12 protein-coding genes and 4 pseudogenes are annotated in these 13,580 nt (G+C 62.7%); 6 read left to right on the top strand and 10 right to left on the bottom strand.

All coding sequences use genetic code 11. The features are described from left to right. Positions 1–15: 15 nt before the first annotated feature. From PGN25_03275 to PGN25_03230, 10 genes and pseudogenes are all read right to left on the bottom strand, one after another. Positions 16–799, bottom strand: a pseudogene (locus PGN25_03275) (IS5 family transposase). A 99-nt stretch (positions 800–898) separates the two neighbouring features. Next, positions 899–1,846, bottom strand: a pseudogene (locus PGN25_03270) (replication initiator protein A). Then, positions 1,847–2,116, bottom strand: a complete 270-nt coding sequence (locus PGN25_03265; GenBank protein MEH3116640.1) for a helix-turn-helix domain-containing protein — start codon at positions 2,114–2,116, stop codon at positions 1,847–1,849. It abuts the pseudogene before it with no gap. A 135-nt stretch (positions 2,117–2,251) separates the two neighbouring features. Continuing rightward, positions 2,252–2,734 (bottom strand): DUF2285 domain-containing protein, encoded by a 483-nt coding sequence (locus PGN25_03260; GenBank protein ID MEH3116639.1) that lies wholly within the window; start codon positions 2,732–2,734, stop codon positions 2,252–2,254. A 52-nt stretch (positions 2,735–2,786) separates the two neighbouring features. Next, a complete protein-coding gene (locus PGN25_03255) occupies positions 2,787–3,041 on the bottom strand; it encodes a DUF6499 domain-containing protein (GenBank protein MEH3116638.1) in 255 nt (84 codons plus the stop codon). A 270-nt stretch (positions 3,042–3,311) separates the two neighbouring features. Next, positions 3,312–3,980: a DNA methyltransferase gene (locus PGN25_03250; GenBank protein ID MEH3116637.1), complete on the bottom strand. Its 669-nt coding sequence runs from the start codon at positions 3,978–3,980 to the stop codon at positions 3,312–3,314. Positions 3,981–4,233: 253 nt separating this feature from the next. Further along, positions 4,234–4,599 (bottom strand): hypothetical protein, encoded by a 366-nt coding sequence (locus tag PGN25_03245; GenBank protein MEH3116636.1) that lies wholly within the window; start codon positions 4,597–4,599, stop codon positions 4,234–4,236. 394 nt (positions 4,600–4,993) lie between these two features. After that, positions 4,994–6,181, bottom strand: coding sequence for a hypothetical protein (locus tag PGN25_03240; protein ID MEH3116635.1), 1,188 nt, complete (start codon positions 6,179–6,181; stop codon positions 4,994–4,996). Next, positions 6,178–8,043: an ATP-binding protein gene (locus PGN25_03235; protein MEH3116634.1), complete on the bottom strand. Its 1,866-nt coding sequence runs from the start codon at positions 8,041–8,043 to the stop codon at positions 6,178–6,180. Before PGN25_03235 ends, PGN25_03240 begins: the two co-directional genes overlap by 4 nt. Before the next feature lie 168 nt (positions 8,044–8,211). Beyond that, entirely contained in the window at positions 8,212–9,225 is a 1,014-nt protein-coding gene (locus PGN25_03230) for a DNA cytosine methyltransferase (protein ID MEH3116633.1), read from the bottom strand. Positions 9,226–9,317: 92 nt separating this feature from the next. Between PGN25_03230 and PGN25_03225 the strand changes: the two genes are divergently transcribed. The 6 genes and pseudogenes from PGN25_03225 (at position 9,318) to trbF (ending at position 13,551) form a co-directional block, all read left to right on the top strand. Then, entirely contained in the window at positions 9,318–9,872 is a 555-nt protein-coding gene (locus PGN25_03225) for a very short patch repair endonuclease (GenBank protein MEH3116632.1), read from the top strand. Beyond that, a complete protein-coding gene (locus tag PGN25_03220) occupies positions 9,820–10,626 on the top strand; it encodes a hypothetical protein (protein MEH3116631.1) in 807 nt (268 codons plus the stop codon). Before PGN25_03225 ends, PGN25_03220 begins: the two co-directional genes overlap by 53 nt. Before the next feature lie 151 nt (positions 10,627–10,777). Further along, positions 10,778–11,239 (top strand): annotated as a pseudogene (gene trbJ, locus PGN25_03215) (P-type conjugative transfer protein TrbJ). An 8-nt stretch (positions 11,240–11,247) separates the two neighbouring features. Further along, positions 11,248–11,532, top strand: a complete 285-nt coding sequence (gene trbK-alt, locus PGN25_03210; protein MEH3116630.1) for a putative entry exclusion protein TrbK-alt — start codon at positions 11,248–11,250, stop codon at positions 11,530–11,532. 1 nt (position 11,533) lies between these two features. Beyond that, positions 11,534–12,865, top strand: coding sequence for a P-type conjugative transfer protein TrbL (gene trbL, locus PGN25_03205; GenBank protein MEH3116629.1), 1,332 nt, complete (start codon positions 11,534–11,536; stop codon positions 12,863–12,865). After that, a pseudogene (gene trbF / locus PGN25_03200) lies at positions 12,862–13,551 on the top strand (conjugal transfer protein TrbF). Before trbL ends, trbF begins: the two are co-directional and overlap by 4 nt. The last annotated feature ends 29 nt before the right edge of the window (positions 13,552–13,580 follow it).

Below are 13,580 nucleotides of genomic sequence, written 5' to 3'. Positions count from 1 at the left end.
GTGGTGAGGAATTAACTATCTGAGCCAGATGGCGATGGCGGCGAGTTTGACGAAGCCCATGAAGTTGACGAGCAGCTTGTCGTAACGGGTGGCGACGCGGCGGAACTGCTTGAGCTTGTTGAAGAAGCGCTCGATCTTGTTGCGCTCCTTGTACAGGTCGCGGTCGTAGGCGCGCGGGCTCTTGCGGTTGCGCTTGGGCGGGATGACCGCCTCGGCTCCGCTCGCCTCGATCGCCTCCGCCAGGGGATCGGCATCGTAGCCCTTGTCGCCCAGAACAGCGTCAGGTTCGAAGCCCGCGATCAGATCGTGAGCGAGCGTGATGTCGTTGCGCTGGCCCGGACTGGCAAGCAGGCGCACCGGGTTGCCCAGTGCATCGCCGGCCGCATGGATCTTGGTACTCAGCCCGCCGCGCGACCGACCCAGGCCCTGGGCATCCGGCCCCCTTTTTCCCTGCGCGCGCCAGTTCCCTGCGCGCGCCAGCCGCGTGCTGATGCGCGCGCACGATGGTCGAGTCGATCATCAGCCATTCCAGATCGGCTTCGCGCGCCAAGTCCGCCAGCATCTGATCCAGAACGCCGCGCGCGATCCAATCGTAGTAGCGCCGCTTCACCGTCGGGTAGTCGCCCAAACGCTTCGGCAAGTCCTTCCAGCGCCCGCCTGAGCGGGCCATCCACAGCAGCGCATCGAGGAACCGCCGGTTGTCCGTGCGGGGACCACGCTTCCCTTTCGTCCCGCCGGGCACGAAGCCCTTCACGCGCTCCCACTGATCGTCCCGAAGCGCGTCTACCTCAACTGACATCGCCGATCTCCTCAATCGGCCAACCCTCCCATTCCAAACTTGCCCCAGACTGACTCCCTTACATTCCTCACCGCGACCTAAGTTACGGACCGGATTCGGCGTTCGCGGCCAGAGGCTTAGCTGCGGTTCGTGCGCCCGAAGTCCCGATAGGGCTGCGCCCGAAATCCCGATACCGTCTGCGCCCGAAGTCACGAGCGTTTCCACAGGTCCATCAACAGGCACTGTGGACGGCGAAACGGGCCGGATGCGGAGCAACTCGCGCCGCCCGTCGCGCCCCATGTCGAGCTGGTAGCCGGGCAGCGGCTGCCGCCCGACGATGCGGCGCAAGTCGAGCGCGAAGTCGGAGACGCGCGCGAGGCTGCCGGACTTGGCGTGCAGGTGCGCGACCTCGAACGTCCAGCCGTGCGGCTGGTGGCCGGCGTGCTTGCGCGCGACGCGGTAGAGCCAGCGTTCGATGCCGCCGGTCAGCCGGAAGTATGCAGGGTCGATCGTCAGCACGAGCGAGCGGTCGACGACGCCGCGGTAGAACCAGTCGGGCAGGACGAACTCCATGCCCTCGACGCGGCCGTCGCGGGTGGTCAGCTCCTCCCATTCGTTGATCCAGGAGAACTGGTGCCGCCGCCAATGCTCGCCGTGGCGGATCGTGGTGCGGATCACGGTCGATTGCAGGCGGGCGAGCGCGCCCTTCAGCAGCCGGTACTCGCGCGCGCCGGTCGCGCGGTCGATCGCCATCAGCATCTGGTAGGGCGTGAAGCGCAGGAAGCGCGAGGTGCGCAGGCTGTGATTGGCGGCGTCGACGATCTGGCTCGCTGCCCAGATCAGCACGTCGGCGTCCCAGATCGTCGCCATGCCGTGCTCGGGCATGGCGTGGACTTCGACGCGCTGCCCGCCGGCTTGGTAGAGGATCGGCGTGGTGCGCTTCGCCTTGGCGAGCGAGAAGAACGGCCGCTCCATCAGGTCGCGCTGGTCGCGTGGGGCGGCATCGCCGACCGCGACGACGAACGGGTCGAGCTGCCGGCGCTCGCTCCTGGTCTCATCGCCCGGCATTCAGAGCGAAGCCTTCTCGGCCGCGGTCAGCGGACGGGCGGGAAAGACGCGGGTGGCGGTCTGCTCGGAGGCGGACTTGCGCGCACCGATCGCGGTCCACGCCTGAAGGTCTTCGACCGAGTAGAGGACGCGCCCGCCGACCTTGCGATAGGTCGGGCCGGTGCCGTAGGTCCGGTGCTTCTCCAGCGTGCGGATTGAGATGCCGAGGAAGCGCGCGGCATCTGGCGCGCGCAGGTAGCGGGGCGGCAACCCCGTCTTGGGATCGAGCATGGTCGGGTCTCCGGCGGTGCATGGCGGGCTGCCGGTGGGCGGCAGCGGGCTATGGCGAACCGTGGCGGAGAACCGGCGGCGTGCAGCGTGCCGGAATCGGCGGGGTGCGATTCCGGCACCCTGGCGTGGGTCCGGTCAGCGGCGGTGGGGCAGCCGCACGGGATAGACGAGCAGGTCGCGATAGCCGCCGCGCATGAGGCGCAGGCCATCGGCGACGAGGCGGCGCGCCTGGTTCTTGCGCGGATCGCTGTCCCAATCGGCCTTACCGCCGCGAAAGCCGAGCAGCACCCTCGCGATGTCGCGGTAGCTGGCGCCGGTCAGCCGGCCGTCCAGCGCGCGCAGGACGAGGATCAGGCGGGCGCGGGTCTGCGCCGGCAGGTCGTGGTGCCGGTCGCCGGGCGGGCGGCCTTGCAGGGCGAGCCAGAAGCGGATCACGGCGTCGGCGCGCAGTTCGAGCAGCCGGTCCAGCGGCAGGACGACGATGTAGGTGGCGGCCTCGTCTGGTGGCGGAATGGCGAGCTGAAAGCGGTGGCCGGCGCCAATCGTGCGCCAGACGCCATGCCACGTTCCGTCTGCGGATACGCGTAAGTCGAGGCCGGGTAACTCGGACAGGCGGATTGGCAGCGCGGGGTCGTCCGTTGGCGTGCCGGTGTGCCGCAGCTCGAAGGCGTCAGGCAGCAGCGCGGGCGACCAGAACGGTGATGCCTCGTCGGCGGACCGGTCCGGGTCCGCCGGGAAATCGCAACCCCCATCGGTCGGTGAACGCCGCCTGCGCCTCGACCGCCCCGCGCGGCGACGCCTTCACGCGCCGACAGTCGCGACGATAGTTGGGATCGCGGCGGAGAAACTCCCACGCGAAGCCGGCTGTCGAGATGTTCCGAGCATGGGCGTAGGTGGCCGGCGTGCGCCAATCGGTATTCGGCATGGCGTCCCCTCTTTCCTGCCAGCGCAGCATCGCTGGAAAGAGGAAGCGTCATTTACTTGGGTCGAGATTTGCAGATGGTCTTTGCAGAAATGTAGATCGCGTTGCGCGATCGATATTGGTAAACAACTTCTTCCATATCGGATGTATTTAATCAAGTCTTGGCGAGCCGGGCGCAGCCCGGCGAGCGCGCCACATGCGGCCATGCCGACCTCTGGGAGGCATGGCCGCCGCCGGCTTGAGCCGGCGGCACTGATGACGATGTGAGGCAGCCTATGCGGCTGCCCTGCGGTTCGCCTCCGCCAGCCGGCGGGACGCGGTGTGATAGTGACCATTGTCCAGTTCGATCCCGACCCAGTCGCGGCCCAGCGCCTGCGCCGCCGCCAGCGTCGATCCCGATCCGCTGAACGGGTCCAGCACCAGTTCGCCCGGTCGGGTGAACGCCTCGATCAAGGGGCGCAACGCTTCGACCGGCTTCTGCGTCGGGTGGAGCTTGTTGCCGCTGTAGGGGAAGTCGATCACGTCGGGGATGACACGTGCCGGCATCCGGGGATTGCCCTTGGCGAGAAGATACGCCTGCTCGTGCTCGTAGCGCAGGAACCGCGACGACGACGCATACCGCTTGCGGAACACCAGATGCCCGACGATGCGGAAGCCCGCCGCGCGCCACGCCTCCATGAACAGGTCCACCTTGTTCCAGCCGTAGAAGCTGACCGCGAACCCGCCGTCCTTCAACACCCGGTGCATCTCGGCGAAGGCGGGCTTGAGCCAGCGCCCGTTGTCGTCGTTGGCGACGCTGCGGCCCTGCCGGTCGCGATAGTTGGTGACGTAGGGCGGATCGGTCAGGATGAAGTCGATGCTGCCGGTGTCGAACGCCTGCATCACGTCAATGCAATCGCCGTTGAAGATCGTGTTGCGGGGAGCCTGGGCGGTGGCGGTCATAGCCTTGTCCTTCGGTCTGGAGGTCAGCGCAGCGCCGCGTCTGACCTCCTGCCCGTCGGCGAGACCGGGTGTGCAACCGGAGGGGCGTCTTCGCGGGGACCCTGCTGCACGAAGCCGAAGGCGAAGGAAGCTGGGCGGAAGATGATCCGAAGGGCGCCGAGGGCAGAGCCCTAAGCACTGGAAACCAGGTGAATTGACCGGTTTTCCGTCCAAACACGATTGTATCGCGTCTGACGCGCTTCGGGTCAGCCGTTTACCTTCCGACAGGATTCTCAGTATTCCAACCTGTCCAGGAGCGAATGGGTAGAGCGTCGTTTTCGTCATCAAGCACGGCTCGAACACCACGCATTCGAGCATCGTACAGCTCAAGTAAATCCAAGAGAGCACGGTGGGGCCCAACCAGATGCCCCTTCAAATCATCGTCCGGCTGGTCTCCGCTGTCTAAGGCGACGGCAGCGGATTTCAAATCGGTCACCAAGTCATCTATCAGGATCTTCGCGTTGGAAATCACCTGTGTGACTGCGGGATGGATATGCTCGATTTTAGAACCGAGCGCTTCCAAACTAAGGGCCGAAGTCATCGCACGCTGACGCCAATCGCGAATGTCTGCCTTGGTCACGGGCGTATTTCGGTTTACAAGTTCGGCCGCTATTATATGACTTTCAAATTGAGCCTGTTGTACGGCAAATCGAACGTACCATGCTGCTTCCTCGTGATGAGCACGCCGAAGTTTTCGCGACCGGCGCGCTTCGCTCTGGGCCAGCCAAGCGGCACCAGCAATGGCAGCGATTGATCCCGCCGCTTGAGTCCAAGCCGCAGCATCAGAACTCCAACCAGATCTCACTACACTTTCGACCGCAGCCCAGCCGGCCACTCCCGTAAGAAGGATGGCCAAGGCAAACAGCACAAACCCAATTAAATCAGTTGCCCGCCGCATGGTGCGACGTGCGCCTCCGATAAACGAGTTGCGTAGTATGGCTACGGACCTCGGTTGATTTGATGGCTCTCCTAGCTCAGGCGAAGCTTGCACGCGCCCACTCGCCGTAAGCTTCCTCTGAATAACGCGCTGTCGACATCAACCGGCCAGCTTGGTTGATGAGCTTTTCACGAAGCTGCTCGTCAGCCAAAAGCTTCGCATCGAGATCGAACATCACGCCGATCTGCGCAGCAAGTTGAAGTGCTGACTCCACTTCGGATGGCGCGGCAGGCAAGGCGGCGGCCGGGAGAATGACAGTTGGATCGATCACCGGCTGAGCAGCGCCGCCACAAAGAAAAGCCAGCGACAGCATATCAGGGCCATCAGGACCTGACTGATAATAGCAGGCGCTTAATAGACTGAGAGCACGAGGCGGAGCGGCATTGGCAAGAATACCAAGCAGCCATTTCCCCAACCCCGTGCAGAACAGCCTCAAGAAATCTGCGTCTTGAGTGGCCCATGCTGCCGCAAGCTCGGCATCAAGATTATCCAAATCGCTGGAGATCAACTCGGCTAGCTTGCTCCGAAACTCACCACTTGCTTCGACATTTGAGTTAACCGCGCGCATGAATCCCTCACGTGCGAAGTCGCCCACAAGTGCTGGTTGAGCCTTGGTAGTGATGAACAGCAGCCACGGATTTGCTGATTTTAACTGAAGCTCCAGCAGCTTGCCCGTTGCTTTAAGGGGGCTTCCTTTCGAGTGCCCGATCTCGCGGAACGCAATCGACTCACAAAGATCCAAATTGATTGCGTGAAACGGCCCGTCCTGCTTCGCACGAAGCAACCCGGGACTGCGATCGTTAGCAACCGTTTCCAACCGGTCCTCGATCACAGCAGAGAACTCATCTATCGAGGACAGCGCCCTTACCTCACTCTGCGACAGGGCAAGTTCGAGCTGGTCCGGCGTGTTCACTCCGACGCTGTTGAAGCCGAGATAGCGGAGTTTGACGTCAAGCGCTGCACAAACACCATGTAATGCACGTACATCAAAAAGTTCATTTCCAGGAAGCGTCAGATACCTAAATGACTCCCCCTGACGAAGGCCTAGTTGCGGAATAAGCTTTCGAACTTCTGCGCACCATTGCTGAATGCGAACAAATTGCTTGCGTGGATGATGCCATGCAGCGAACTTCTTCGCTGGCTCCAAGGCGTGCACCGCCTCGGACTGGTTGATTTCCTCCAGATCATTATCGGCGTCGTTGCCGCCCTCCACCTCTTCGGTCATGGCTGAGCGTCATTGAAGAATACGGTCAAGATGGCATCAAGCAGCCGATGCTGTTCATCGTATGGCATATCACCCAACACACCAAAGCCATCCAGAATGGTTGCCACAGCCCTAAGTTTCTGTTCGCGTTCCACGGTTTCTTTAGCCGCGTTCTTTCCAGCCGGATTTGCTGCGGGCAGCTTTGTACGGTCCAAGGCGATAATGCCTTGCTGACGCCGAATTGCCGCTGCTTCCAGACTGGTTACCACTTCAACCGAAGGCGGGCGTTCAGTGCTATCTTTCCTCGCCGAATGCCACGACTGCTCTACGAAGCGGTTCAGTCGATCCGTATCCTCCGCCTTGCGCTCTTGGGATTGTTCAACCCGGATGGCTTCTGCCAGTGCCTTTTGCGTGTTTGCGAGCTGCCGGAGAGCGCGGTGAAGCCAGTTACTTAGCAAGACATAGTGTGGATGAGCGAAGTTAAACGACTCACGATCTATGTTTAGAGCAGCATCAAGACCCTTCGTTACAAAAATCTCGGCTGTGGTCTGACGAAGCCGTGTTTGTTCTGACACTTGATATTTCATGAATGTGTCGTCGAACAAGGCTCCACTCGCCCCATTAATCCGAACGAGGACGCCGTTATTCTCTTTCGGAACCACCTTCGAGTTCCAGAATAAATAAGCCTCGAATTCGAGCTCGCCACCGCGGACTGATGCGGGTATCTTCGAAAGGTCGGGCGCATAACGCCCAACGAAGATCAGCGGATTCTTGATTGCCTGCCGCTCTGACGGCCACCAGCCGAACGTGACAGGGCGACGAAGCTCAACGCCATCAACAAAAACCTTGAAACCGCCCGCTGCCGCCTCTGCCCTCGCCGTTAACCCGGTTGCATCACGGATGCGCTCTCCGTGCTTTAGCTCTATTTTTGCTGCGCGACCGCGAGCATTCGTCAGGAGATAGGGAGCAGGATCATCATCCTGCGTCAGATCGAATGGGTGCTTCCCGAGATACTCAAGCGGCGCAGCCAGACTCAGTGCCCAGAGCATGGTCAGGTAAGTATCAAGCGTTATAGCCAGCTCCGGCCGCTCCGTCGCCGTTCCGACCTGCTCCGAAAGCGCATCACGCAGCTTCTCAAACTTGGCTAAGGGCGCGTCCCCATCCTTCCACGGAAGGGCGGGCTGCTCCTTGAATACTAGGGCGCCATCTGCGGGATCGGGCTCCTTCTCCAGAACACCAATGTGGTAAGCTGGACGCGAAACCGCTGGGTCACGCTCGCTTTCATCCAGCGCCTGCTGCTCATAGTAGCGATCCCAGCGCTCCTTGCTGCGCAGAATATTCCGCGCGCGTGGATGAAGCTGACGAAGAATTATCTGAGTGCCATGAGACTGAACATCGTCCGCCGCTACCGCGAGAACCCTGACCTTTCCTGTTTCAAAAGTCTCGGCTTCGCTCGCGTCATCCTCTACATATGTTCTCAATATCACATCGGCGACAAGACGATAATCACGACCCTCAATTTTCGTGATAATTTGAAAATGCGAAGTCAGTTGGCTGACGGAGAATAGTCCAATGCCAATCTTGCCGATCAGCCGCCGGCCTCCGGGAGACAGGGTAGCATCATCCTGTGACGTAGTGCCAACGTTCTTCCCAAAGCTTGTTCGCTTGGAACTTCCGCCGATATGATGAATCAGGCGAGAGAGGGCCTCTTCGTCCATCCTACGCCCATTATCCCGAACCTCAATGCGGTTGTACCGCGGAGCATCGGTGTCAATGTACACCTCGGTGGCGTCTGCATCGTAGGCGTTGGAGATAAGCTCTCGAAGCGCGGAAGATGGCTGGCGATAGATGCCATTCGGTGATCCTCGCCAGCACTCGGTCATCGGTTCGCAGAACCGCTTCCGCAGGGTTGCCCGACGTGCGGGATGCCCGCATTTCTGCCGTAAAGCGCTGCTCGTCTGCCCCCACGGCAGCCGCGCGCGCTTCGTCTGCGTCTGGCTCGTCAGCCACCATGTTCATCCGCAGTTGTTATGAGAGCCAAGCCAAGCGCGTCAGGCGGCATCTGACTCTTCCAGACGTGCAAGCAGCGAATAGACGGATCGGGCGACCGCCTCTGCCATAGTGGGCGGAACGGCTTCACTGACCTGATCGATTTGCGACGACAGCGATCCCCGCAACTCGTAGGAATGCGGGAAGCCCTGAAGCAGCATCGCCTCGTAAACACTCAGTCGACGGTGGCAATTAGGATGAACGTGGACTTCTCGGTGTCCATACGCCACGGTTACGCTCGGCCTGTCCCACGCGAGCACCTTAAAACTTCTGTAGCTGCTATCGCCCTCAACAAGGCCGCCATTGGTAAAGCGTGACGACTTGGGCGCCATGCACCAACGATTGCGATGAAACGGGAAAGTTTCTGGATCGGCGGTCTTCGTAAAATGAACGGGTTCAGGCAGTCCGCCGAGAACAGAGCTAAGTGGACGACTTCTGCGCGACACCGGAGCCTTCGCAGGTCGGCGCCAATTTGTTTTTCCGAACAATTGCTTATTCAAGCCAACGATGAATAACCGCTCCCGGTTCTGTGGCGTATCATAGTCTGCCGCATTTAGAAGTTGTTCCGACACATGGAATCCCGCGTCAGCAAGAGCTTTCTTAAACAATACGAGCCGGTGAGCGTGCAGCCCGCTACGAAGCCCCTTGACATTCTCCATCACAAAGAATTTTACCGGATTTCGGCTGTTAAGCGCTTTGAGAAGGCGGGCATATACAAGTGGAAGCTGGTGCCGGGGATCAGCTTCCGTTATTGAGCGGTTCGCCTGACTGAAGCTCTGGCATGGAGGGCCGCCGATGACACCCTCGGGCGCGCACGTCCCACCCCACAGCCGGTCAAGCGACTCCAGCGAAATGTCGTTTACATCAATGCAATGACCGTGTGACGGCTTCGGACGGTTATGATTGTAGGAGAGAACGCTGTCCGCCTTCTTGTCGAACGCGAGCCCGATCTTGAAGCCTGCCCGTTCAAAACCTAAATCCAGTCCGCCAGCGCCACAAAAAAGGCTCAGCAGCACGTACGCATCCCTTGCTCCTGAAGCCAGCACTCCGCGTGCGGGAGGGTAGCTCACAAAATGCGGATTCGCCAGAACGATCTGCCAGAAAATGCATGACTGACCTGATGACGCCTATGCAGCGCAGTCGCTGCATGTCACGCATTCGCTCGGCAAACACGAAGCCCGAAATCGCGCTGCGACGGCTGTTGTTCGCAAGCGGCCTTCGTTTTCGGACCAAGTTAAAGCTGCCGGGCAGGCCTGATATCGTCTTTACGCGCGCGAAGATGGCTGTGTTTATCGACGGCTGCTTTTGGCATGGTTGCCCGGCGCATGGCACCAGACCGAAGTCAAATGCAGCCTACTGGAATGCCAAACTCGATCGCAACCGCGAACGTGATCTCGCTGTCACTGCCAGCCTTGTCGCGGAGGGTTGGCAGGTGCTTCGATACTGGGAGCATCAGGTATATGAAGATCCTGCTGCCATTGCCACAGAAGTCAAGGCTTTGTGGCGCTCGGCAATCGAAATGCTGGAAAGCCGAAGGCTAGCCGCGGATCATGATTTCTCTGATACCGGGGCAAGGCCTCTTAAACCTGAAAAGCAGAACGAAGTTGCCTGTGCTGCAAGCGAGCCTCGCAATGGCGGACTGGTCATTAATGCTGGAGATTGAAGACTTTACCGATGGTCGGCTGAAAGCGTGGTGCATCCACTGCGGTGACGTCATCGCAAATATCGAAAGCAACCGTGACCACGTCCCGACCAAGTCGCTCCTGACGAAGTTGCTTCGTGAGCGCGGCGCGAAGTATGATCGGGGTTTCGGTGACGAGCTCGATTACCTGCCGCAGGTAGTCGTCTGCCGACGTTGCAATTCCAGCTTTTCGCCCGATGAGAACTATTTTCTTTGCGTCCTACACGCAGTCATGGCCGGCAGCCTTTATCCCGATCAGGCGAAGCACCCCGATGCGGCCACCATCCTGCGGAGCAATCGGCATGTGGTTCGATCACTTAAGAATGGGCCTGACGGGCAGCTTCTACTTTTCGATGACCTGAAGCCGTTCACGCTCTTCCCGGACCGCGATAAGGTGCGGCGTGTCATTGTCAAAAATGCACGCGGTCATGCCTATCACGAGATCGGCGAGCCGCTGCTTGCCGATCCGGACCATGTCGCCTTCGTCCCGCTGGAGCAGCTGAACGCCGAGCAGCGCGATGCCTTTGAAGCCGCCGGCACCGGCGGCGACGTCGCCGTATGGCCGGAGGTCGGCAGCCGCATGACCGTCCAGTTACTCGACGAAGATGCGATGGTCGGCGGATGGGTCACGGTGGAGCCTGGCCGCTACCGCTACTCCATCGATTGGTCCGACGCCGTGACGGTGAAAACCGTTATTTGGGAATATCTCGCGACTGAGACACGCTGGGAGCGATAGCCGATATCGCCAGCATTGGACCTGCAGAGGTGGCTACGCATAGATCCCATGATGGCTATCGATCATCAGCTTGGCGGGGGAGGTCGACTTCATCGGGGTTTAGAGGGGTATAGCGTAGACATAGTGCTCATCCGGGTCTGGCGCGGCCCAGCAGGCCCAGAACATCGCCTTCGACGTGCGCTCGATCGACCAGGCGTTCCAGCGCCAGTACGGCAGCGCGTCGATGTCGGCGACGGACCGGCAGCTCGTCATCGACGCGCGGAGCCGCTGGCAGAACACGGTCGGCGGGTTGCAGGACGCGATGCGCGTGCAGGCGGGCGTCGTCGGCAACATCGACAGCAACCGTGCCGAGATGGCGAACCTCGTCTCCCGCAGCCAGGGCGCCACCGGCGCCTTGCAGGCGACGCAGGCCGGCAACCAGCTGCTCGCGCTCCAAGCGCAGCAGCTCGCCGACCTCACCGCCATGATGGCGGCGAACGGGCGTGCGCAGGCGCTGTCGGATGCCGAGCGGGCGGCGGCGGCCGAACAGGGTCGCGAACAGCGCCGCCGCTTCCTCGCGCCGGGCGCAGGCTACCAGCCGGGCAACGCGCGCATGTTCAACGGCGGCAACTGAGGCACGTCATGGAGGGGAAGACGCTCGCCCGCATCGGTGCCGCCGCGTTCGCCGGCATCGCCATCGCTGCCGCCGCGATCGAGATGACGCGCGAGGAGAAGCCGGTCGTGCCGGTCACGGTCGAGGTATCGACCGCGCCGGCCGATCCGATGCGCGAGGCGCTCGCCCGCTGCCGGTTCATGGGCGCGGCCGCGACGCGCGATGCGACGTGCCTGAAGACGTGGGCGGACAACCGCGCTCGCTTCCTCGGGCTGGAACCTGCCCCCGCCCCGCAGCCGAACGGGGAACGCTGAGATGCAGGGCACCGGCGTCATCGACAGCTTCCTCGGCGTCTTCACCCGCTACATCGACAGCGGGTTCGGCCTGCTCGGCGGCGAGGTCGCGTTCATCGCGACGACGCTGATCGTCATCGACGTGACGCTCGCCGCGCTGTTCTGGTCGATGGGCGGCGGCGACGACATCATCGGCCGCCTCATCAGGAAGACGCTGTTCGTCGGCGTGTTCGCCTACATCATCGGCAACTGGAACAACCTCGCGAAGATCGTCTTCGAGAGCTTTGCCGGCCTTGGCCTGAAGGCGTCCGGCACCGGCTTCTCCGCCGCCGACCTGATGCGGCCGGGCAAGGTCGCGCAGACCGGCCTCGATGCCGGTCGCCCACTGCTCGACTCGATCTCCGGATTGATGGGCTACTGGTCGTTCTTCGAGAACTTCATCCAGATCACCTGCCTGCTGTTCGCCTGGGCGCTGATCCTGCTCGCCTTCTTCATCCTCGCCGTCCAGCTCTTCGTCACGCTGATCGAGTTCAAGCTGACCACGCTCGCCGGCTTCGTGCTCATCCCGTTCGGCCTGTTCGGCAAGACCGCCTTCATGGCCGAGCGCGTGCTCGGCAACGTCATCTCGTCGGGCATCAAGGTTCTCGTCCTCGCCGTCATCGTCGGGATCGGCTCGACGCTGTTCTCGCAGTTCACGGCCGGCTTCGGCGGCCGGACGCCGACCATCGACGACGCGATGGCGATCGTGCTCGCCGCGCTGTCGCTGCTGGGCTTGGGCATCTTCGGTCCCGGCATCGCCAATGGCCTCGTCTCCGGCGGGCCGCAGCTCGGCGCTGGCGCGGCGATCGGCACCGGGCTGGCGGCCGGCGGCATGGTGGCCGCCGGCGGTGCCGCGATCGGCGCGGTCGCGTCCGGCGGGGCCGCGCTGGCTGGTGGTGCCGCCGCTACCGCCCGCGGTGGAGCGGCGCTCGCCGGTGGCGCGTCCACCTCCTATCAGGCCGGTATCGCCGGACAGTCCGGCATGGCCGGCGTTGCTTCCGGCCTCGGCAACGTCGCCAGCGCGGGCGGAAAGGCGGCCGTCTCGCCGTTGAAGCGCGCCGCCGACCATGCGGCCGACAGCCTCCGCTCCAGCTTCCAGGCCGGCAGCCGTGCCGTCGGCGGCGATGCCGCGCCGGACGGTGATGGCCCGGCTCCAGCAGCTCCAGCGGCGGGAGGCCAGCCCGCATGGGCGAAGCGCATGAAGCGCTCGCAACAGCTCACCCACGGCGTCCAGGCCGCGGCGCATGCCGTGCGATCCGGCGACGCGCATGGCGGCGGCTCCTCCATCTCCCTCGACCAAGGCGACCGCGCATGAGCATCTTCAAACGACCTGCCGCGCATTACGGCAAGACCCCGCAGCCCGAGACGCCGTACCAGCGCGCCGCGCAGGTCTGGGACGACCGCGTCGGCTCCGCCCGCGTACAGGCACGCAACTGGCGGCTGATGGCGTTCGGCTCGCTCGCGCTCTCCGCCAGCCTGTCGGCCGCGCTGGTCTGGCAGTCGGCGAGCGGCTCGATCGTGCCGTGGGTAGTGCAGGTCGACCGGCTCGGCCAAGCGCAGGCGGTCGAGCCGGCCACCGCCGGCTACCGCCCGACCGATCCACAGATCGCGTTCCACCTCGCGCGCTTCGTCGAGGAGGTCCGCAGCATCCCGGCCGACGCGATCATCGTGCGCTAGAACTGGCTGCGCGCCTACGACTTCACGACCGCATCAGGCGCGCAGACGCTCAACGACTATGCCCGCGCCAACGACCCGTTCGCGAAGGTCGGCAAGCAGCAGGTCGCTGTCGACGTGTCGTCGGTCATCCGTGCGTCGCCGGACTCGTTCCGCGTCGCCTGGACCGAGCGCCGCTATCAGGACGGCAGCCTCGCCGAGACCTCGCGCTGGACCGCAATTCTCACCGTCGTGGTCCAGCCGCCGCGCGATGCCGAGGCGCTCAGGAAGAACCCGCTCGGCATCTACGTCAACGCGATCAACTGGTCGAAGGAGATGGGGCAGTGACGCCGCTCCGCACGCCCGCTCTGGCGGCG

The organism is Methylorubrum populi (assembly GCA_036946625.1).
GTDB lineage: Bacteria > Pseudomonadota > Alphaproteobacteria > Rhizobiales > Beijerinckiaceae > Methylobacterium > Methylobacterium populi_C.
The sequence above is the reverse complement of the archived record's forward strand: the minus strand, read 5'-3'. Positions and strand labels throughout refer to the sequence as shown.

What these genes read in the sequence shown, in the direction of transcription:
- PGN25_03250 (MEH3116637.1), bottom strand. Translation starts at nt 3,980, where the DNA reads ATGACCGCCACCGCCCAGGCTCCCCGCAACACGATCTTCAACGGCGAT.
- trbK-alt (MEH3116630.1), top strand. Translation starts at nt 11,248, where the DNA reads ATGGAGGGGAAGACGCTCGCCCGCATCGGTGCCGCCGCGTTCGCCGGC.
- PGN25_03240 (MEH3116635.1), bottom strand. Translation starts at nt 6,181, where the DNA reads ATGACCGAAGAGGTGGAGGGCGGCAACGACGCCGATAATGATCTGGAG.
- PGN25_03225 (MEH3116632.1), top strand. Translation starts at nt 9,318, where the DNA reads ATGACTGACCTGATGACGCCTATGCAGCGCAGTCGCTGCATGTCACGC.
- PGN25_03235 (MEH3116634.1), bottom strand. Translation starts at nt 8,043, where the DNA reads ATGACCGAGTGCTGGCGAGGATCACCGAATGGCATCTATCGCCAGCCA.
- trbL (MEH3116629.1), top strand. Translation starts at nt 11,534, where the DNA reads ATGCAGGGCACCGGCGTCATCGACAGCTTCCTCGGCGTCTTCACCCGC.
- PGN25_03255 (MEH3116638.1), bottom strand. Translation starts at nt 3,041, where the DNA reads ATGCCGAATACCGATTGGCGCACGCCGGCCACCTACGCCCATGCTCGG.
- PGN25_03265 (MEH3116640.1), bottom strand. Translation starts at nt 2,116, where the DNA reads ATGCTCGATCCCAAGACGGGGTTGCCGCCCCGCTACCTGCGCGCGCCA.